At 40.5% G+C, this 19,733-nt stretch carries 21 protein-coding genes; 13 read left to right on the forward strand and 8 right to left on the reverse strand.

Annotated elements, in window-relative coordinates:
* Positions 1-27: 27 nt before the first annotated feature.
* The 7 genes from ACJROX_RS04105 (at position 28) to ACJROX_RS04135 (ending at position 8,842) form a co-directional block, all read left to right on the forward strand.
* Positions 28-1,257: an exonuclease SbcCD subunit D gene (locus ACJROX_RS04105; protein ID WP_408009492.1), complete on the forward strand. Its 1,230-nt coding sequence runs from the start codon at positions 28-30 to the stop codon at positions 1,255-1,257.
* 8 nt (positions 1,258-1,265) lie between these two features.
* The gene (locus ACJROX_RS04110; RefSeq protein WP_408009493.1) at positions 1,266-4,247 is read left to right on the forward strand and encodes an AAA family ATPase; all 2,982 of its coding nucleotides are present in this window, start codon (positions 1,266-1,268) and stop codon (positions 4,245-4,247) included.
* Positions 4,248-4,268: 21 nt separating this feature from the next.
* Positions 4,269-4,940 carry a response regulator transcription factor gene (locus ACJROX_RS04115; protein ID WP_408009494.1) on the forward strand — a complete coding sequence of 224 codons (672 nt, stop codon included), beginning with the start codon at positions 4,269-4,271 and terminating at the stop codon, positions 4,938-4,940.
* Positions 4,937-6,274, forward strand: a complete 1,338-nt coding sequence (locus ACJROX_RS04120) for a sensor histidine kinase (RefSeq protein ID WP_408009495.1) — start codon at positions 4,937-4,939, stop codon at positions 6,272-6,274. Before ACJROX_RS04115 ends, ACJROX_RS04120 begins: the two co-directional genes overlap by 4 nt.
* Positions 6,275-6,305: 31 nt before the next feature.
* A complete protein-coding gene (locus ACJROX_RS04125) occupies positions 6,306-7,511 on the forward strand; it encodes an MFS transporter (RefSeq protein WP_408009496.1) in 1,206 nt (401 codons plus the stop codon).
* Positions 7,512-7,530: 19 nt separating this feature from the next.
* A complete protein-coding gene (yhaM, locus tag ACJROX_RS04130) occupies positions 7,531-8,499 on the forward strand; it encodes a 3'-5' exoribonuclease YhaM (RefSeq protein WP_408009497.1) in 969 nt (322 codons plus the stop codon).
* A gap of 70 nt (positions 8,500-8,569) precedes the next feature.
* Positions 8,570-8,842, forward strand: coding sequence for a sporulation YhaL family protein (locus ACJROX_RS04135; RefSeq protein WP_408009498.1), 273 nt, complete (start codon positions 8,570-8,572; stop codon positions 8,840-8,842).
* A gap of 424 nt (positions 8,843-9,266) precedes the next feature.
* Here the strand turns inward: ACJROX_RS04135 and ACJROX_RS04140 are convergent, their stop codons facing one another.
* A complete protein-coding gene (locus ACJROX_RS04140) occupies positions 9,267-10,169 on the reverse strand; it encodes a peptidylprolyl isomerase (protein WP_408009499.1) in 903 nt (300 codons plus the stop codon).
* Positions 10,170-10,360: 191 nt separating this feature from the next.
* Between ACJROX_RS04140 and ACJROX_RS04145 the strand changes: the two genes are divergently transcribed.
* Positions 10,361-10,471, forward strand: coding sequence for a YjcZ family sporulation protein (locus tag ACJROX_RS04145; RefSeq protein ID WP_408009500.1), 111 nt, complete (start codon positions 10,361-10,363; stop codon positions 10,469-10,471).
* A gap of 96 nt (positions 10,472-10,567) precedes the next feature.
* Complete coding sequence (locus ACJROX_RS04150; RefSeq protein WP_225065281.1) at positions 10,568-10,657, forward strand: YjcZ family sporulation protein; 90 nt, start codon at positions 10,568-10,570, stop codon at positions 10,655-10,657.
* A gap of 143 nt (positions 10,658-10,800) precedes the next feature.
* Here ACJROX_RS04150 and ACJROX_RS04155 read toward each other — a convergent pair whose 3' ends face one another.
* A complete protein-coding gene (locus ACJROX_RS04155) occupies positions 10,801-10,986 on the reverse strand; it encodes a hypothetical protein (RefSeq protein ID WP_265738482.1) in 186 nt (61 codons plus the stop codon).
* Positions 10,987-11,099: 113 nt separating this feature from the next.
* On the opposite strand from ACJROX_RS04155, the gene ACJROX_RS04160 reads away from it, so the two are divergent.
* Positions 11,100-11,687, forward strand: coding sequence for a YpmS family protein (locus ACJROX_RS04160; protein ID WP_408009501.1), 588 nt, complete (start codon positions 11,100-11,102; stop codon positions 11,685-11,687).
* Positions 11,688-12,121: 434 nt separating this feature from the next.
* Here ACJROX_RS04160 and ACJROX_RS04165 read toward each other — a convergent pair whose 3' ends face one another.
* From ACJROX_RS04165 to ACJROX_RS04175, 3 genes are all read right to left on the reverse strand, one after another.
* Positions 12,122-12,658 (reverse strand): DUF3267 domain-containing protein, encoded by a 537-nt coding sequence (locus ACJROX_RS04165; RefSeq protein WP_408009502.1) that lies wholly within the window; start codon positions 12,656-12,658, stop codon positions 12,122-12,124.
* Between the two features lie 616 nt (positions 12,659-13,274).
* Positions 13,275-13,907, reverse strand: coding sequence for an HTH-type transcriptional regulator Hpr (locus tag ACJROX_RS04170; protein WP_408009503.1), 633 nt, complete (start codon positions 13,905-13,907; stop codon positions 13,275-13,277).
* A gap of 367 nt (positions 13,908-14,274) precedes the next feature.
* Positions 14,275-14,691: a YtxH domain-containing protein gene (locus ACJROX_RS04175; protein WP_408009504.1), complete on the reverse strand. Its 417-nt coding sequence runs from the start codon at positions 14,689-14,691 to the stop codon at positions 14,275-14,277.
* A 194-nt stretch (positions 14,692-14,885) separates the two neighbouring features.
* Between ACJROX_RS04175 and ACJROX_RS04180 the strand changes: the two genes are divergently transcribed.
* Positions 14,886-15,083, forward strand: coding sequence for a hypothetical protein (locus ACJROX_RS04180; RefSeq protein ID WP_408009505.1), 198 nt, complete (start codon positions 14,886-14,888; stop codon positions 15,081-15,083).
* Positions 15,084-15,225: 142 nt separating this feature from the next.
* Entirely contained in the window at positions 15,226-15,645 is a 420-nt protein-coding gene (locus ACJROX_RS04185; RefSeq protein WP_408009506.1) for a YkvA family protein, read from the forward strand.
* A gap of 70 nt (positions 15,646-15,715) precedes the next feature.
* Here ACJROX_RS04185 and ACJROX_RS04190 read toward each other — a convergent pair whose 3' ends face one another.
* Together ACJROX_RS04190 and serC are read right to left on the reverse strand one after the other, a co-directional pair.
* Positions 15,716-16,237, reverse strand: coding sequence for a tryptophan transporter (locus tag ACJROX_RS04190; protein WP_408009507.1), 522 nt, complete (start codon positions 16,235-16,237; stop codon positions 15,716-15,718).
* A 170-nt stretch (positions 16,238-16,407) separates the two neighbouring features.
* The gene (serC, locus tag ACJROX_RS04195; protein WP_408009508.1) at positions 16,408-17,493 is read right to left on the reverse strand and encodes a 3-phosphoserine/phosphohydroxythreonine transaminase; all 1,086 of its coding nucleotides are present in this window, start codon (positions 17,491-17,493) and stop codon (positions 16,408-16,410) included.
* 100 nt (positions 17,494-17,593) lie between these two features.
* Here serC and ACJROX_RS04200 point away from each other — a divergent pair, with 100 nt between their 5' ends.
* On the forward strand, positions 17,594-18,535 hold the full coding sequence (locus tag ACJROX_RS04200) for a hypothetical protein (RefSeq protein WP_408009509.1): 942 nt from the start codon (positions 17,594-17,596) through the stop codon (positions 18,533-18,535).
* Between the two features lie 304 nt (positions 18,536-18,839).
* Here ACJROX_RS04200 and ACJROX_RS04205 read toward each other — a convergent pair whose 3' ends face one another.
* The gene (locus ACJROX_RS04205) at positions 18,840-19,262 is read right to left on the reverse strand and encodes an HIT family protein (RefSeq protein ID WP_408009510.1); all 423 of its coding nucleotides are present in this window, start codon (positions 19,260-19,262) and stop codon (positions 18,840-18,842) included.
* Positions 19,263-19,733: the final 471 nt, after the last annotated feature.

Genomic DNA, 19,733 nt, shown 5'->3' on the forward strand with positions numbered 1-19,733 from the left:
TCTCTCAATGGAAGGATGGGGGTAACAATGCGGAAAATAAGTTTTTTACATACTGCAGATTTACATATTGATACGCCTTTCAAGGGGTTGGGCCATTTACCGGAGCCTATCTTCCATATCATCAAAGATAGTACGTTCCAGTCCTTCGAACGCATTGTTGGACTTGCGATTGAAAAGCAAGTCGATTTTATCATTATTTCAGGTGATTTATATGATGGCGCGAATCGGAGTCTGAAAGCGCAATTGTTCCTGAAAACCCAGTTTCAAAGACTGGAGAACGAGGGAATCGATGTTTTTGTCATCCATGGAAACCATGACCATTTAGCTGGCGAATATGTCAAACTTACATGGCCTGATAATGTCCATTTCTTCAGCTGCAAGGAACCAGACATGATCCCTTTTGAAAAAGATGGGGAGATCCTGGCCCATCTCTACGGCTACAGCTTTCCGAAGCAAACTGTCACGGAAAACATCTCCTCAAAGTACAAAAAGGTGGATGGTGCCGCATTTCATATCGCTTTACTGCACGGAACGAGCGGCGGAAGCACAGATCATCACACATATGCTCCTTTCATGCTGAATGAATTGAAAAATCAACCATTTGATTACTGGGCATTAGGTCATATCCATAAAAGGGAGGAGTTGTCCCATTATCCACATGTCATCTATCCGGGCAACATTCAAGGATTGAATAGGAAAGAGAGCGGTAAAAAAGGATGTTATCTAGTTGAAATGACAAAGGCTGAAACCACGTTGACCTTCCTGGATTCTTCTACTGTACGATGGGAGTCTGAAAGTCTTTCCACTCCGCATTCCGATACGGTGGATGAACTGATCGATCAGTTGCTCCTTGTAAAAGAAAAGTTTCGAGCAACAGAAGTGAATACGATTTTATCGATCGAGCTTTCTGGTGAAAGTCCTATCCTCCAATCACTCTACGAAAACGATAAACTAGATGACTTGCTGGATCATTTGCAAGAGGGAGAAGAGGTGGAAGAACCATTTGTATGGGTGAATCGGATAAAAGCAGAACCTATCGATACAGATGTTCAAAAACACCTGGGAAGTTCCGGATTCATGAAGGAGATTTTCACAATCTTCGAGGAAATGGAAAAGGTCGATTCTGTTCTGGAACCTCTCTTGAAGCATAAAAAAGCGAAGAAATTTTTGGATGATGATAGTTTTGAAGACGAAGAAATTTTAGAGGAAGCGAAGAGGCTTTTGATCGAATCAATGGCACTGCAATCAGAAAGGTAGGGTTGTCGATGAGAATCAAAGACTTACATATTTATGGATTCGGTCGGTTTGAGAATGAATTCATCCAATTTGAAGACACAGATCTTCAAGTCATCTATGGGGAAAATGAATCAGGTAAATCAACGTTGATGGCTTTCGTGGATTATATGTTGTTCGGTTTTCCGAAGAGAAGTGAGAAGCGGTTGAGGTATGAACCTAAAACGACACAAGCGTATGGAGGAAAGCTGCGTATCGAGACTGCTGATCATGAGGTCCTCACAATAGAAAGGAAAGGGGGCGCATCAGGTACGGTCACTATTTTAAAAGAAGATGGAAACAGTGTAGATGAAGGATTCTTAAGCCAGTTATTAGGAGAAGTGAACCACCAGACCTTCCGTGATGTCTTTTCGTTCAATCTGGACGGATTGCAAAAGGTGAATGAAATTAAGTCAGAACAGTTAGGGGAATACCTCTTTAATGCCGGGTTGACAGGTGCTCAACAACTTAATGAAATCTCGGCTGCCCTGGAAGACAACCAAAACAAACTATTCAAACCAAATGGGAAGAACCCGGTTTTGAATCAGAAGCTTAATAAGCTTCAAGAGTTGGAACAAAATGTGAAGCAATGGCGTAAAAAGCTGGATGAGTATAATCGTATGAGGTCTGAATTAGCGGATAAAAGAGAGGGATTGGCAGAATACGAAGGAGCAAAAAACAGCCTTGAACTTAAATTGACAGAGCTTTATCATATCCAATCGATCAACCCGCTCATCGAACGGATAAATACGATTGAGTGCCAGTTGACGGAGCTGCCTGGCGCTACGCCATTTCCTGAGGAAGGGTTAGAGCGATTTCGAAGTTTGAAGGAAAGACAGATCGAGTTGACCGGTGACTGTGAGCATACAGAAGATTTGATAAGGAAAAATGAAGAGGCAATCCATACGTTGCAACTTGACGATAAATTGATGTATCAGTCATCTAAAATCAATGAACTGGAGAGTTCTTTCCGTCTGTTTAAAGGAAGGCTTGAGGATTATCACAAGTTGAAAGAACGAATCGATTACTTGGAGCATGAAATAGATGATGAAATACGAGCAATCGGTCAAGAATGGACGGGAGAGAGGATTCAATCGGTCAACACGGATCTCGTAACAAAGCAACAATTAATGACGAGAATAAAAAGGCTTGATCAATCGAATGAGGATCAAAAAAGACTCGATGAGGATTTGTTGCATACTCGAGAAAAGCTGGAGGAAAATGAAGCGAAAAGGGAGAGAGTAAGAAAACAAATCCTCCCAGAGGAAACGGTCCAGTCTTATCGGGAAAAAGTGACAAGCTTATCAAGTCAGTCGCCTGATTTTCTCAGGAAACGGGTCGAAAATATTAAAAGTCTTCAACATGCATCTGAAGAAAATCCAACCAATCGAATCATCATTTGGGCAATGATCGTTCTTGGAGTGGTGTTGACCGGTATCTGGATGATGCAAGGCGATTATGTCGCGGGTCTGATCATCGGTATCAGTTTGATCGGAACGGGTTTTCTTCTTCGTAAAAATGACGGATCAGGTAAAAGTGAGTTACTCGAACGGCAAATTTCCGATCTTGAGAATGAGCTGGACAATCATCATGAAAGTTATGACGCCTCTGAACTCGATCGACTGAATCAATTGATCATCAGTCAACAGCAGCTTGCCGTCCAACATGAGCACCTTAAGGAACACGAACGGGAACTTGAAAAAAGATATCATGAGGTCGCCCGTCGTTATGACAAATGGGAGATCGAGCATCATCAGGTAAAGGATGAAGTGGCTGAATGGAGGGAATTGTCCCATATTCCAATTAATATTCCGGACAATATGCTTCTTGAAATATTCGATCGGATCAACCAGTTGAAGAAAAGGTTGACGGAGCGATCCCATCTGAAAGGTAGCCTTTCCCAACTCCATGAAGAGATCACTGGGTTTGAAAATGCGGTAAAGGAAATCGCCACTACTATTCATCTTGATTCTACCCAGTCGATTGATAACATCATGTCCCAATTATCAATTCGCTTGGATGAGGAGAAGAAAAAACGGGAGGAAAAGGAAGCCTTAGCACGTTCAATTGACGACCTTAGAGAGCATTATGAAGGATTGACGAAAAAACTTGCCCAGTATACACAAGAGATCCAGGCATTGTTTCAAAAAGCTGAGGTTCAGGATGAAGAAGCTTTTCGACAAAAAGGAAAAGCGAATGATAAATATGAGAAATGGACAGAACAGCTCCAGATGGTCCGCTCCCAGCTTGAAGCAACAACTGATCGGAAAACAATTGAACACCTTGAGAAGAATCCAGATGAAGTGTTGAATCTTTCATCCCGTCTGACAGAGTTGGAAGAAGAATATGATGGGATCAATAGTGCCATCGACAGGTTACGTGATGAATGCTCCCGGCTTCAGGCATCTATCACCCATCTAGAAGAAGACGGAACATATTCGAATCAACTTCATGCCCTGCATCTTGCCCAAAGTGAATTTATTGCAGAAGCTAAGAAGTGGGCAGTTTATCGCACTGCACAATATATACTTGACCGAGCGAAACGAAACTATCAAGCAGAAAGACAACCAAGAGTCATCAAAAGGGCTGAGAATTATTTTTCTGCACTGACAGAAGGGGGATATAAACGGATCATCGCCCCAAAAGGAGAAGCGAGCTTTCTTATCGAACGTAATGATAGAGTGGTTTTCAGACCGGAAGAGTTGAGCAGAGCAACAATGGAACAGCTCTATTTATCTTTAAGGATAGCATTGGCAGAAGAATATGAAAATCAAGGTGAATTTCCTTTGATTATGGATGATATACTTGTAAACTTCGATGAGAAGCGCCGGAACTTGGCCTTTGACCTCATCAAGTCTATTGCAGGGGAGAGACAGGTACTTTATTTTACATGTCACGAAACAACCGCCGCATACTTGGGCGATCGTCCATTACGGTTACCTGCAACAGCGGAACTTGAAATACAAACTTATTAGTTTCAGCAGGAGTTGAGCGATATGGAAGGCTATACGATTTATCTAGTGGAAGATGAACAGGATTTATCGGCTATACTAAAAGCGTATATGGAAAAAGAGGGTTGGAAGGTCACAGTCTTTCATGACGGTACTAGTGCATTGGAGTATCTAGATAAACCGCCCCACCTCTGGGTTTTGGATATCATGCTTCCTGGTGTGGACGGATACGAAATTTTAAAACAAATAAGAGAACGGACAGATGTCCCCGTTATCTTTACCTCAGCAAGAGATCAAGATCTCGATCGGGTCCTCGGATTGGAATTGGGAAGTGACGACTATATTGCAAAACCGTTCTTGCCGAAGGAACTTGTCATACGGGCGAAAAAGCTGATGCAGCGTGTTTATGAAGGACCAGGCGGGAAGTATCAGAATCGCTTGGTGAATGATTATTACATCCAGCCGATTGAACGGAAAATAACCTATAAAAATGAGGTGGTCGACTTGACCACGAAAGAATTCGAGGTCGTCCTATTTTTGACAGAACACTTGAATGAGACGAAATCACGGTTAGACATTCTTGAAAGTGTATGGGGGAAGGATTATGTCGGGTCCGAACGCGCTGTCGATGACGTAGTCCGCAGAATTCGCAAGAAGATGCCTCGCCTTAATCTTGAAACATTATACGGCGGTGGTTATAGGATTGAAACCTCGTGAAAAAACTTAGCATCGCACAGCGGATCTGGCTGTCCTTTTTCCTGCTTGTGTTCGTCGTCGGATTATGTGTCGTCATCATTTACCCTTTATCTATGCGTGAAGCGCTGACAGATGAATCGTATCGGATCATCAAAGAACAGCAAAACCTCATTCTAGAGGGGCCGACTGGTCCAGAACAAGAATTACCGGATACGAATCTCAATTTCATAGAGCGGAGAGAAGCTGCAAGATCTGTTGGACACCTTTTACTAGGTGATCAATCGTTCGTCATTAAAGGCGATACTGTACCGCAAACTGTTTTGCGTCATATGTGGGAAAAAGCCATCGTGCTTGAAGATGATGAAGGTGATTTCCAGCTGTCTTACCGTGATGCTACACTTTTTTATGTAATCAAGCCGATTGAAGTGAATGGGAGCCCCGCCTTCATGGTGTCATATATGTGGGACACTTATCGTGATCAACTCGTACAACGTTTATGGGAAAGGCTGATCTGGATTTTCGTTATCGGTATCGCAATTAGTATCATACCTGCGATTTGGCTATCCAATTACTTGAGGAAGCCATTAAGAGCTCTTGGTGCAAGGTTTGAACAGATTGGCAACCGCAATTGGCGCGAACCGTTCGAGCTGAGAGGAGATCAAGATTTTCAGCAGCTCTCAGAACAATTTGAACGGATGAGGCAGAACTTGATAAGGAATGATCAGTCACAAAAGCGGTTCATACAACACGCCTCCCATGAACTGAAGACACCGATCATGACGATCAAAAGCTATGCCCAGTCCGTTAAAGACGGTGTTTTTCCTGAAAAAGGCCTTGAAGAGATGATGGATGTGATCATCACTCAGACTGGTCGTATGGAAGAACGCGTGAAAGATATGATCTATTTCTCGAAGCTTGATACACTGCAAGACGCAGAACCTAAGAAAGAAACCATCCGTTTCGGTTCATTGATACATGAAGTCCTCGATCGCTTCTTATACCAAAGGGAAGATATCCAAATCAGATTGAACGGAGAAGAAACCGAGTTCAATGGGGATCGGAGTCAATGGGAAGTCGTGTTCGAAAATATCGTCCAGAATGCGCTGCGTTATGCAGAATCCTACATCGATATTACTTGTGAAAAATCGAATGGAAGAACGGTCATGACCATAACCAATGATGGCGACCCCATACCGGATGAAAGTCTTGATAGACTATTCGAGCCTTTTCAGAAAAGTCATAAAGGACAATTTGGCCTGGGGCTTGCTATTGTCAAACGTATCGTCGAACTTCATAATGGAACTGTAAAGGTTCAAAATAAAGATAATGGGGTTTCAATTATCATTGTCATTTAAGTGAACCGATTGTATATAGAAGGATGATTGCATGGAAGAGGTAAAGAAGAAATACAAGGGGCCAATGCTCCTGTTAATGGTTAATTTATTCATCATCATGGTCGGAATCGGACTTGTCATTCCGATTCTGCCCTATTATGTAGAAGCGTTCAACGCGACAGGAAGAGACCTCGGATTGCTGGTCGCTTCATTTGCGTTTATGCAATTTCTCCTGGCTCCGGTTTGGGGAAGATTATCAGATCGGATCGGCCGAAAACCGCTGATCACATTAGGAATGTTCGGTTTCGCTGCAGCCGAATTCATTTTCGCTTTTGCTACGGATCTCTGGATGCTTTATGCTTCAAGAATTTTAGCAGGTACATTCGGTTCTGCAATCATGCCGACTGCAATGGCCTATGTCGCGGATGTCACTTCGGAAGAGGATAGAGGAAAAGGCATGGGCCTCTTAGGAGCAGCGATGGCTTTAGGGATTGTCATAGGGCCTGGAATCGGTGGATGGCTTGCAGAAATCAAGCTCTCACTCCCGTTCCTTGTAGCTGGGATTGCAGGGTCCTCTGCTGCGATTCTTTCGGTGTTCATGCTGAAAGAAACACTATCTCCTGAAACGATGGAAGAAGCGAAAAATGAAGAGAAGATGAACCAATTCAAAAGAATGTGGATTGCTCTGAAAAGTCCTGTCGGATTTCTACTTATCCTTGTCTTTGTCATGAGTTTCGCGCTTGCTAACTTCACTTCGATTTTCGGATTTTATGCGTTAAAAAGATACGGGTATGACCCTGCTGAAGTGGGGATCATCGTAGCAGTCACTGGTGTGATTGGGGCGGTGGCACAAGGGACGTTGGTAGGCAGATTGACGAAACGGTTTGGAGACGACCGTGTTGTGACGGGTTCGTTGCTTTTGAGTGGGATCGGATTCATCCTGATGGTTTTTGCATTCAACTATGTCACCGTAATGTTGACAGTCTCGATTTTCTTTTTAGGGAATTCGGTTTTACGGCCAGCCCTTAATTCTTTCATTTCAAAACTAGCGGGTAAACAACAAGGGACGATCATGGGATTAAACAATTCGTTTTTAAGTTTAGGAAACGCTGTAGGCCCAGTGCTTGCCGGGTTTTTATTTGAAGTCAATATACATATACCGTATTTGCTTGGGGCGGCAGTCTTGCTTGGAGCATTGGCTGCCGTGAGAGTATGGACTTCTAACAGAGTAGAACACACGGTTGAAAATAGCAGCTGAAAAAAGAGGAGGTAAGAGAATGAAAAGAGGGATCCAAGAATACCAAGTAGGGGACATATTTGATGATTATCTATTGATCAAATCTGCAACGAAAGGGGTTACTAGTACCGGAAAGCCGTTTTTAACCTTGATTCTCCAGGATCATACAGGGGAAATCGAAGCAAAACTATGGGATTCAACTCCAGGAGACGAACAACAGTATCTGCCCGAATTGATTGTCAAAGTTATGGGGGATATTACGAGTTATCGGGGGAAAGCCCAACTTAAGGTAAAACAGATCCGGTTGACGAATTCACAAGACGGCGTAAGTGTTCATGACTTTGTGGAAACAGCCCCGATTCCACAGGATGAAATGACTGAAGTGATAACGCAAGCTATATTTGAGATGAAAAATCCGAATATCCAAAGGATTACGAGACACTTGGTCAAAAAGCATCAGAAGGAATTCCTCGAGTTCCCGGCTGCAACAAAAAACCACCATGAATTTGTATCAGGACTGGCCTTCCATGTCGTTTCAATGCTCAAACTTGCTAAGTCGATCGCCCAATTGTATCCGTCAATAGACACGGATCTCTTGTATGCAGGGGTCATCTTACATGATCTTGGAAAAACAAAAGAACTATCCGGACCGGTAGCGCCGAGCTATACGCTTGAAGGAAACCTGTTGGGCCATATTACAATGATGGTAGAAGAAATCGGCGAAGCTGCGCGGGAACTTGAGATTGAAGGCGAAGAAGTTTTGATCCTTCAGCATATGGTATTGAGCCACCACTCAAAAGCAGAGTGGGGAAGCCCGAAACCGCCGTTAGTACGGGAAGCTGAAATTCTTCATTATATCGATAACATCGACGCGAAAATGAACATGATGGATCGTGCTTTAAGCAAAGTGAAGCCAGGAGAATTCACAGAACGTGTCTATGCACTTGATAACCGTTCATTCTATAAACCTTTGACGGAACAGAAAAAGTCAGTTCCAACTAATTTGTAAATAGTCATAAACAACCGTTTTCCGTCATACCTTTGTAGTAACTAAGCTTGTCTACAAAGGAGGAAAGTCGATGCGTCGCCTATACGTTGTCGCTACGGTTGTTTTATTTTTTGTATTGTTACAATTCACAGGTGTATACAGCAATCTCAAGCCGATTCTCACAAGTGTACCATGGTGGATGTACTTCGTATTAGCAGGAATAGGTTACTCCGGCTACCGGGCCTGGTTCCATACAGTCGAAGACAGAAAACTGGACAAGGTACACATTGAAGAAGAAGGTAAAATCTACATGGAACGGATTGAGGAAGAAAAGCAACGGCGAAATCAAGCATCTGGCGAATAATATGAAAAAGGCTGCCTTTAGGGCAGCTTTTTGCGTTTCGTTGAGATAATTTTTGAGTTGTTGGGATATTTTAAAGTTTGTAGCGTTTTGTCATCGAGTTGTCGAGATAATGAAGTCAAAACCTTTGATGAATGATTTTGCTATGCAAAACCTCCCATCCATCTAATTTCTTCTTGTCATTTCGTTTTTGATTTAGAATAATGAGAAATCACCACAGAGTGCATGACCCGATTTCATCATCTCTGCATAAGTCTAAAATGATTCAAAGACATGAAAGAGGACTGACAAGCGTCAGTCCTTCATTTAATAAATTGATTGGGGTAGAATTTCTTTGTCAGCATTGTCTAATCATATCCTCATGTACGTCCAGGTACACGCGGATGTTTGTTTGCCTTCCTTGCTTCCTCGAACTTCTTACCACTTCTTACTGTTGTTGCTCAGCGTCATCTTTCTTGAAAAGGTCCTTGTATTCTTCATCCTTCACGTCAATTTTCGCATCATTCATAGCTTTATCGATCGGATTGTTTTCAGGGTCCTTTTCGGCTTTTTCTTGAGCTTTTTGCTGAAGCAAAGTTTTCTTGATTTGATACTCTGCATCCTCATAAGATTGTGTCTTTTGGTCTAACACTTCAATGATATGGAACCCATATTGAGATTTGACTGGGTCAGAAATTTTTCCTTTTTCTAGTGTGAATGCCACTTCATCAAACTCCGGAACCATTTGGCCGCGTGGGAAAAATCCTAAATCTCCGCCTTTATCCTTGGATCCAGGGTCAGTAGAATATTCCTTCGCTAGTTCAGCAAAGTCTCCACCTTCATCAAGCTTCTTTTTTACTTCTTTAGCTGTCTTTTCATCTTTAACTAAGATATGTCGGGCTTTAACCTCTTCAATTTTGAATTCTTCTTCATATTTCTTTTTCATTTCTTCTTCAGAAACTTTGATTCCATCCGTTTGGGCTTTGAAGAATACGAGGTTTCGCTTAACAACTTCGCGTAGCTCGTCCTCTCCTTCAATACCACTTTGTTTCAAAGCATTCTCGAAACCTTCTTCACCGCCAAATTGGCTTTTAAGGTAATCAATCTCTTGATCGAGTTCTTTATCACTGACTTCATATTTTTCAGAAAGAACTTTGTATTGAACAAGTTCTTGTAAAATTTGTTCGGATTGAGGCTGTTTCTTCATCTCATTATAGAAATCTTGTTGTGAGACATCTCCGGCACTAGTTTCGACGATAACTTTGCTATCGCCGGCTTCGCCATTATTACTACATGCAGCCGTACCAAAAATTGTTGTTGCTGCAGCAACTGTCAGGACCCACTTTTTCATCGACATACACTCCTATGATGTAGAAATTTTTTCACAGTTTCTACTATAGCATATCCAGCCGTTAAAAATACACACTACACACCAAATATGAGAAAAAATACACATTTATTGGAATTGCTTGTGCATCCGCCCGTTTTACAAAATAAGGGCATTAGTCTAATCAAGATCGGCATTTGACTTATACACTATAAATGTACACCAAAGGAGGGATTGCAATGGGTTACGGACATGGAAGTAGTTTTGCCTTGATCGTAGTACTGTTCCTTTTGTTAATCATTATAGGAGCTTGCTATATCTGCTAAAAATTTAGAGAATTTTCGGAGTGAAAGGATAGAAGCCTATGCTTTGGCTTACCTCAATGCATAGGATAACGTAACACCGGAATAGGGGGTGACATCATGGGTGGATACGGCCATGGAAGAGGATTTGCGTTGATCGTTGTATTGTTCATCCTATTGATTATCGTAGGCGCAGCTTGGATTTGCTAATACGTAAATATGAATGAAAAAGAGGCTGACTATCGATGTCGGCCTCTTCTTTAATGAGTAGCTCTCAAATACAAAAGTCCTATGTGATGTTTGTACATATGTCTATCTGGGGAATAATGAAATATTATGAAGCATAAATTGCTTCAATGCACATAAATCACTTCAATGTACGAGCTCACGAGAAGTATCGTAATCATGATATTGATCCACCGAAACACATTCACTTGTTTTTCAGCGGGAATATTTTTTTGAATACATAAGCGATTCGTAAGAGTATTGAACAAGAATAGAACGATACATGCGAATGCTATATAATAGATTGCGATCATTGTCATAATTGAAACCTCCGAAACTAAGAGATTGTATTACTAACATACCAAAATATTAAATAAATGAACAGTCACAACTATCATAGATTATGAGAGGACAGGAGGAGAGCCTTTTGAAATTCAGATGGAAATACGCATTTTTCATTCTACTTACAATAATGGTAATCGTACCAATCATCGTTGGAACCTTAATATTCATGGGGGATAAACAGGAAGAGAAGTCCAGCCGTGATTTATCTAGCCAGGGTGAGCCAATTTTCGATATAGAATCTTCAAAATCACAATTGAACTTTCTGATAAAAGAGCAATTGGCTGAATTGAAGTCTGACAGGAATCCGAAGTTCGATTATAATGTTACACTTAGAGAGAATGTCCAAGTCAAAGGATATTTCACGTTTTTTACAAATGAAGTCCAATTTACGATGGATTTCAAACCTCAAGTATTGGAAAACGGTGATCTTTTGTTAAAAGAGGAATCCATCAAGTTAGGGGCATTGAAACTGCCTGGATCGAAAATATTAGAGTTCATCAAGGGAAGTACAGATTTACCTCCATGGGTTGAAATTAATGACAAAGAAGAAACAATATTACTGAAACTCACACAGATTAAATTGAAGGATCAATTGTTTTTAAAAGCTGAATCCTTTGATCTGGAGGAAGACAACATCCGATTCAAGGTTTATTATCTTACAAAAAAATAAGATGAAAAAAGAATGGCCCCTCACATCAATCCAGATGTTCCCAGGCCATTCTTTTTATTGACTTGATTTCTGTGAATTTCACTCCCTGCACAAGATCTCAACACAAAAAATGAAATCATTTTCGTGTCTGCGATGAGAATTCTTAGAAGCTTTCCTTATGCTGGCTTCGACGTTCACCACAAGACCACAGACTCATATTTCACCCTTGTAGTTTTGCGCCGAGTAACCGCAGGCACAGGACGTACTTGTACAGGATATACTGACTTCGACGTTCACCATAGGACGTGGTGGTACTTAGTCGAAGTTCATTATTATACTCGAAGATCCTTAATGGTTGTTGGCCTGCGGGGTTTCGCATGGCTCGCTTTTCCTGCTGGAGTGTCGCGAATTTCGCTTAAAGAAATCTTCCTTAAGATTTAACAATACCTTTATTTTTAATAAGTACGGCGTACAATGATCTGGAATCCTGTATCACCGTCTTCCAAAAATGAATCCTTAGGTGCGTTCCATAGATGTATGATATAAATCATATCTTTTACGCATAAAAAGATATTCAATGTTGAAACAATCGCAAACAAGTGTAATAGTTCTGGAAATACCACCGAGCCGATCAATGAAAGCAACGTAATGACGATCAGCGGAAAAGCTACGGCGATCAGAGCCACTCTTCTTGAAAGGACTCCGGGTATACGACAAAAAAATGAAAAGCGATTTTCTCCAATACCGAAACTTGCTTTATGACCGGTAAACCAAATCGGTAGACAATGCAAAAATGTATGAAAAGGTATGATCAATATTGTGCTCAACAGCAAGGGCATCAAACCTGTTTGAAAGTAAATCGTTTCAGGATGAAACATTCTAAAAACCATAAAATAAACGATAAAATACGTTAGACTGAATAGCGTTGACATCAGTAATAGGCGTAGTTTACCGAAATCTTTTGTTATATTTATTGATTTGTAACAATTCATGATGGATCACCTTCTTTAAGTAGTAAAGTGTGTGGGAAAAGGTGAAAACCTTACGTTCTCCAGTAAAAGTTAAACTTAGCTACAGCTAATTCCAGACCAGATTTACTAAGCTTCTTTTAAAAACCACGTACATACATTACGATGTTTCCAGCGAAAAATCAATAGATTTTACAAAAAAATAATAAACGTATGAAGCAGTATTTTCAGAAGGGCCAGTAATAGGCAAAATAAGATGGTGAAAAAGAAACAGGGAAGGCAGTTAAGTGTGAATATTGAGTGTGTAAGATGGCTGATTATGAAACAGAAAAATCAGAAAAACTTGAAGCTCTTGAGGAAATCGATGGATTTAAAAAGTAATCCATGATTCGTATAAATCATGTCCGAATATTTAAAAGAAAGGGGGGCAGAGGATCATGGAACTTTGCTAAGAGCTTGAGGGAAGGAAAGATGAATTAAGAGAAGCCGGTATGGTTGATATGACTCCTCTATTAATTCATTTGTAGGGATACTAAATCTGAAGGTCGATCCTTTCATGACAGCAATTTCATTGATTAAACAAGGATATTTTGAAAGCTTGACCGACGAACGATCAGCCTGATGAAAAATACAAACTTGATCAGGTAGTGGTTGGTACTTTGTTGATTTCTTCTTCTTTTTCAGATGGAAGCTGAAGGTTTACAGTGTTGTTTTCAGGATTGGCAGATACGAGTCGATCATCAATTTCATCAAATTCGCTATCTATTTTTTTTACCGTCGTACCAAGGATAGACATGAAATCTTCCCCATACACACTACGGATCACTGCCATCAATTCATCAAATTCAGGGAATTTTCCATATAGCTCACGAATCTTGAGTGAAGCACCGAAAATTCCATAATTTTCGGGTTTGTAATCCTCAATCGTCCTTAATAATAGATCTCTTCCCGTGTCGGTAAGTTTTACATACGTGTTGCGTTTGTCATTTTCTTTCTTTGAAAAGGTCAAGTAGCCTTGTTCTTCAAGTTTTTTGGAAAAGTTAAATGCTGTTGACACGTGCATAACACCGAACTTGGAGATATCAGAGATCGAAGCTCCTTCAAGATGGAAAGCAATCCAGAGAATGTGGTGTTCGTTGATATTAAGACCGAATGGTTTAATCCACCCTTGCCAATCTTTCTCAACACATTTCCACATAGCTTTACTAATCTGGGCAACTTTATGACTGAACATCATCGCTTCTTTCATTGAAAAATCTTTCTTATTTTCCATAATGAACCTCCATTCTGCTTTATATTATGACAGGAATTGTTAGATTTATAAAGATAATTATCTAAGTGTTCACAACTTATTCCCAATAATTGTTGTCTAATAAATCTTTTGAGTAGGAATTTATAAGTATTATTTCGACAAAAAAGAACAAAACCTTTTTATTTTTGACAAATTTTTATAAAAATTCGCTGATTTTCTATTGAAAAACTTTATTATTGTAATAAACCTTCACTCATTTAATATCGGTAAGATGGATTTATTTTTTTAGGAATTTTTGATCAGAGGACACAAAAGAGGAGAACAATATATAAAAACTGGCCCGAAAGACAAGTGTGAAAACACTTGCTTGAGCCAGTCATTTTAACGTTTATTTTGTTTCTGCTGTTTCTGGTAGATTTTTTGTTTCTTCCTGTAGCTCTGCAACGGTTTCATTGATTTCCTCGACATCATTTTTGATGTTTTCAATGTTCGGCTCGATTTCTTTTCTCCAAGATTTGATGTCTTCCTTCAAATCAGTCGCAACTTCTTTGAATGCATCTACACCTTCTTTTGAAACTTGAATGATTTGTTCTTTCAAACTGATACCTTCTTTTTTAACATCCGTCAAAGTTTGTTTCAATTTATAGGTCGAGTCCTTAATGTCTTTACGGATTTCCCGACCTGATTTTGGTGTAGATAACAATGTTGCTGCTGCAGTGACGATACTTCCAACCGCAAAGCCAATTAATACTGATTTTTGTTCTTTTTTCATGATTACAAATTCTCCTTTCGTGATCTTTCTCATTTTCAAGGGCCAGGGTGTCAGGTCCCGTCCAAACAAGATAAGTCCTTGTTACATTATTCGTGAGCGCCTTTTAGAAACCTTCATAAATCGTTCGACCATTTCTACAAAACTATCCCACGATATCGACAATCTTAAACAATTCTCGAGGAATAAACCTTTCCTCTCCCTCATAGGATGGTATGGGGTGATGAGTAATGATTTATGGAATTATTGTACTTGCTATTCTCGGGTTGCTTTTATTTTATTTCATGATCAGGATGTTTCTTGATACGAAACGCTATTCATTTAGAAATGTCCGTGTACACAAAAAACAGAACATCTGCCGCATGTTCGGCGTCATTGGAAGCCTCTGCCTATTGCTTGTTGTCCTCTTTTTTGTCATCAAATTTTAATGAGTCTCCATTTAGCTTTTGTTAATCATTCATTGTATATCCGAAAAACTGGCTATCGGCATTTGCATCTTGGCAAACTCTTCTTCTCGGATTAATATGAAGGAAGATGTGGAAGATAAGAGAGAAGAAGGAGGCGTAAGAGATGTGGAAGAAGATCAAACTTTTCATGTATTTCAGAAAAATGATAAGACGTGCACGTACGTTGATCAAGAATCGAGAAGAAAGCGGCCAAATGGTTCAGAACGTACGTGCAAAACTTCAAAAGGATGATATACAAGAAGCTTTAAAAGGTTTTTTGGACAGGATACAGGCTCTCATTCGTCTCGCAGATCAGTATCGATTAGGAAACTACCGGGATATCTCAAAAAAATCAATGGTATTGGTGATCGCAGGGTTGCTCTACTTCTTAAGTCCGATCGACGCCATCCCTGACATCATCGCTGGACTGGGCTTAGTTGATGATCTCGCCATCATCAGCTATGTGTGGAAGACCGTAAACAATGAGATTGAACAATTCCTGGAATGGGAACAGGAAAGCACAAATAAAACCGACACCCTATGATGGGTATCGGTTTTATGTTTGTGAAGTATTCTCCAGCTCGGCGCTGGAGCTTTTTTAATTATAGAATTCATTATTGTGTTTGGTATTTTAAATTGGAACGCTTTGTAATAGTCTGCATGAGCGGAAACAGTACAGTCATTGCAATAGTATTGACTACCGCAGTCGGTATGACGACGGTAAGGAATAAAGCGATGAATGGTGCTGGTAAGCTTGTCATAATTGCTGCTGCTGATAAGAAGATCGCTCCGCTGATCAGCGTTCCTACAGCTGTTAAAGACGCTGCAAGTATTACATTCCCATGAAATTTCTTAAAGCTCATATATAAAGCGAAAATGATGAAAGCTGTAATCGGCTTATCAATCAAGTTAGCAAGCTGACCTCCTGGAAAGCTCGTTGTCAGCGCTGAAATGACACCAGTTGTCAATGCTGTCACACCGACACTTTTTTTATCCGGGAATAAAATGATCGCTAGGAACATCATTGTCAATAGCATATCGATTTTCATTGCCCCTAGTATCCCAGGAATGACTGCGTGAAGCACAAACCCTACAGCTAATAGTACACCTATTAAAGATAATTGAATGGATTTCATAATAAACCTCTCCTCTTCTCAACTCAACTTTTCTCGCTAACTCCAATAGTGCACTCATGCCTATTGCGAGTAAAACGGATGCCTTTATTCTACCAGTAATTTATAGGTAAAGAAAAGGTTCCTTGCTAAAATTCCAGGTTACAGTTTATGGTAAAGATTTGCGGAAGCGTTCAAGAGTGCTTCTTTTTGAATTTTTCCATATAATTCACTAAGCGCTCACATGATGCCAAATCGACTCCATTGTAAATGGAAGCACGACAACCACCGACAGAACGGTGACCTGAAAGGCCGACAAACCCTTCATCTTCAGCACCTTGTAAGAAGGATTCGCTAAGTTCTGGGTTAGGCAGGTTGAATGTGATGTTCATTTGGGAACGGCTTGATTTTTCGGCATGTCCAGAATAGAAACCATCGCTCTCATCAATCGCCTTGTAGAGGAGGGATGACTTTTGTTCACTTCGATTAATGAATTCAGATAATCCTCCTTGTTCGATCATCCACTCAATGGTTAAGCCAAGCAGGTAGATCGTATAGGTTGGCGGTGTATTGTGCATAGAGTTTTTGTTACTATGGATTTTATAATCGAGCATGGCAGGTAGCTGTGTATTCGTTTCAGCCAGTATATCTTTGCGAATGATTACGACTGTAGCACCAGCTGGACCGATGTTTTTTTGAGCACCTGCATAAGCGAGTGCGACTTTTTCCCATGGAACTGTACGGGAACCGATATCACTCGACATGTCAATGACTACTGGAACATCCGGAAGCTCTTCGAAGGTTTGCCATTGGGTGCCGTATATCGTGTTGTTGCTGGTAAGATGGAGATAACCGGTATCCTTATCCAGCTTATTCCAATCAGACTTTGCGGGTATATATGTAAAGCCCGACGCCTCACTGCTTGCAGTGATTTCCGTCTTCCCGATTTTCAAGGACTCCTTATACGCCTTTTGGCTCCAAGAACCTGTTAGGATATAGGATGCCGTTTGGTTTTCTTTGAGGAGATTCATTGGGACCATGGTAAACTGGAGGCTTGCTCCACCCTGTAAAAATAAAATTTCGTGGGTTTCAGGGATGTTTAAAAACCTTCGCAGCGATTGCTGTGCATTTTCGTGAATGGATTGGTATGCTTTACTTCGATGACTCATTTCGAGAATTGACAAGCCTGTATTCTGATAATTGACCAGTTCTTGTTGTGCACGTAACAGGACCTCTCTAGGAAGAGCTGTAGGCCCAGGGTTGAAATTGAATGTTTCCATGACTTTCGAACTCCTTTGTCCAAAGATAATGTAGCATAGTAAGACTTCTGAAAATTCATTATACTTGAATCACACCATAGATATAAGGGGGATTTAGAAATTGTACAAAGAATACAAAGAAAATAAACCAATCGACCTTAGTCCATATGATCATCCGGATATATATCCAGGACCACGTCCAGATTCTTCCTTCATTTATTATGAAGGGAAAGCACACCGGATCATTGAAAAGAAGGGCGTATCCATTGAAGATCTGACGGTCGAGTATTCAGATTCAGACCACATGTTGGGATCTTTTCATGAAGGCTCAGATCATACACTTTCAATCGGTGATTTCCTCCATGAACAAGAATTGCCTCCAATTGAAGAGAAAGTCCCTCTTGTAGCATATGGTTCGAATGTCTGTTTAGCTCAATTACGGTATAAATTCAGTTTAAATAAAAAATTGAATGATTTTGTGCTTTGCTTACGTGGATCGATGTTCGATTCTGACATTATTTATGGGTCCTTCCTAGCCCCATATGGTTCTTTACCGGCAATCATAGCTCCCGTCAAAAACGCTACAACTGAAATATGGCTGACATTCGTTGAACCTGCACAACTTGAGCATATGAACCGGACAGAAGGCGGGTATGTGTTGCGCGAGCACCATGGTAAAAAGTTCATGACGGCTACTGGTGAACAGTTTGAGGCGATTTATGCGTATTATTATCCGCATGCATTTGAATTCGATCAGCAATGGTACCGATTTAAAGATATAAGAGGAAATTCCAGTTTAACAGCAAAATGGCAAGCTGAAATCCTTGACCTCATTAATGGTGAATTCGGATTTAAAGGAACAAGAGAAGAGTTCCTACACCAACTCAGATGGAACATACCGTTTTATCGGGAGTTGCAAAATTGGTTAAAGCAATTCGATACCCATTTTGACCATCCCGATTGGGAAGAGCCGAAAGTGATCGAGACAGTAGGGGATTTAAAGCGAACCTTTTTGAGTGGCAAATCGCCGGAATCCGAAAGATTGTTGTCGATTTATAAGTAGTAGAAGGGGGCTGACACAAGGGTCACCCCCTCTTTGATCCGATCCAAAAGCGAACATCTACAAAAAAGGAATCCAAAACGACAAAAATCAGAAATTACCTTCAAAAATAAGATATTATCTACAAAACGCTTTTAAACATAGGTTCTTTGTTGTTTCCCGATATTCACTCTCTTTCCGCGGGCTCCGCAAGCCTCCTCGCTGTGGGGTCTCGCTTTCCGCAGGAGTGTCGTGAATTTCATTTGAAGAATCTTATTACAATTAGTCTCAAAAAGAGCAGTCCCGTTAAACTGCTCTTAATACGACTTTATTTGATAGATTCTGAAATTTCATGTGCGATCTGTTGGAGATCTTCAGAGGAGTAATCATCTGAATGAGGATTCCAAACAGCTCCGAAACCGTCTCCATCACCATACCGAGGCAGGATATGTACATGATAATGGAAAACGGATTGTCCGGCTGGTTCCTCATTATTATTTAATAGATTCAAGCCGATCGGTTGGAAACGTTCCTTGATCGAATTTGCTATTTTAGGTACGACAGAAAATACTTTTTCAGCAGCCTCGGATGGCAGTTCATAAAGGTTTTTATGGTGCTCTTTCGGAATGACAAGGGTATGACCTTTCGTTACTTGGCTGATATCAAGAAAAGCTAAAACATGCTCATCTTCATACACTTTTGAAGCAGGGATATCGCCGTCGATGATTTTACAAAAGATACAATCTTCCATATGATCCACACCTTTCAAGAGAATTGTTTTCCTATGTAGTAATTGTATCATAGCTGGAAATGAACATGAAAAAAGGCTGTTTTCGTATAGATTGTTGTTTTTTCCACGTTAAGAAAGTATAACTTTTCAGCTGGATAACTATTCGGCGTAGCAGAAAAGTTTAGGAACTAAGTATAAGCGCAACTAGGGCTCAGCTTACGCCAAGGCTTGGCTTTGCCAAGTTTTCTTTACAATTTGGAACTCGCTTTCCACGGGCAATCTGCAAGCCTCCTCACTTGCACATGGATCTCAACACAAAAATGAAATCATTTTCGTGTCTGCGATGAGAATTCTTAGAAGCTTTCCTTGTGATAGCTTCGACGTTCACCACAAGACCACGGACTTAAATTCCATCCTTGTAGTTTTGCGCCGAGTAACCGCAGGCGCAGGACGTGGTGGTATTTAGTCGAAGTTCATTATTATAGTCGAAGA

The sequence above is a fragment of the Pseudalkalibacillus sp. A8 genome, assembly GCF_045920555.1.
Taxonomy (GTDB): Bacteria; Bacillota; Bacilli; order Bacillales; family Fictibacillaceae; genus Pseudalkalibacillus.

Excerpts from the sequence above, each read along its gene's own strand:
- ACJROX_RS04110 (WP_408009493.1), top strand. The coding sequence starts at position 1,266 with ATGAGAATCAAAGACTTACATATTTATGGATTCGGTCGGTTTGAGAAT.
- ACJROX_RS04105 (WP_408009492.1), top strand. The coding sequence starts at position 28 with ATGCGGAAAATAAGTTTTTTACATACTGCAGATTTACATATTGATACG.
- ACJROX_RS04115 (WP_408009494.1), top strand. The coding sequence starts at position 4,269 with ATGGAAGGCTATACGATTTATCTAGTGGAAGATGAACAGGATTTATCG.
- ACJROX_RS04125 (WP_408009496.1), top strand. The coding sequence starts at position 6,306 with ATGGAAGAGGTAAAGAAGAAATACAAGGGGCCAATGCTCCTGTTAATG.
- ACJROX_RS04175 (WP_408009504.1), bottom strand. The coding sequence starts at position 14,691 with ATGAGAAAGATCACGAAAGGAGAATTTGTAATCATGAAAAAAGAACAA.
- ACJROX_RS04185 (WP_408009506.1), top strand. The coding sequence starts at position 15,226 with ATGTGGAAGAAGATCAAACTTTTCATGTATTTCAGAAAAATGATAAGA.
- ACJROX_RS04170 (WP_408009503.1), bottom strand. The coding sequence starts at position 13,907 with ATGGAAAATAAGAAAGATTTTTCAATGAAAGAAGCGATGATGTTCAGT.
- ACJROX_RS04135 (WP_408009498.1), top strand. The coding sequence starts at position 8,570 with ATGCGTCGCCTATACGTTGTCGCTACGGTTGTTTTATTTTTTGTATTG.
- ACJROX_RS04145 (WP_408009500.1), top strand. The coding sequence starts at position 10,361 with ATGTACACCAAAGGAGGGATTGCAATGGGTTACGGACATGGAAGTAGT.
- ACJROX_RS04155 (WP_265738482.1), bottom strand. The coding sequence starts at position 10,986 with ATGATCGCAATCTATTATATAGCATTCGCATGTATCGTTCTATTCTTG.
- ACJROX_RS04140 (WP_408009499.1), bottom strand. The coding sequence starts at position 10,169 with ATGAAAAAGTGGGTCCTGACAGTTGCTGCAGCAACAACAATTTTTGGT.
- ACJROX_RS04180 (WP_408009505.1), top strand. The coding sequence starts at position 14,886 with ATGATTTATGGAATTATTGTACTTGCTATTCTCGGGTTGCTTTTATTT.
- ACJROX_RS04165 (WP_408009502.1), bottom strand. The coding sequence starts at position 12,658 with ATGAATTGTTACAAATCAATAAATATAACAAAAGATTTCGGTAAACTA.
- ACJROX_RS04205 (WP_408009510.1), bottom strand. The coding sequence starts at position 19,262 with ATGGAAGATTGTATCTTTTGTAAAATCATCGACGGCGATATCCCTGCT.
- serC (WP_408009508.1), bottom strand. The coding sequence starts at position 17,493 with ATGGAAACATTCAATTTCAACCCTGGGCCTACAGCTCTTCCTAGAGAG.
- ACJROX_RS04150 (WP_225065281.1), top strand. The coding sequence starts at position 10,568 with ATGGGTGGATACGGCCATGGAAGAGGATTTGCGTTGATCGTTGTATTG.
- yhaM (WP_408009497.1), top strand. The coding sequence starts at position 7,531 with ATGAAAAGAGGGATCCAAGAATACCAAGTAGGGGACATATTTGATGAT.
- ACJROX_RS04190 (WP_408009507.1), bottom strand. The coding sequence starts at position 16,237 with ATGAAATCCATTCAATTATCTTTAATAGGTGTACTATTAGCTGTAGGG.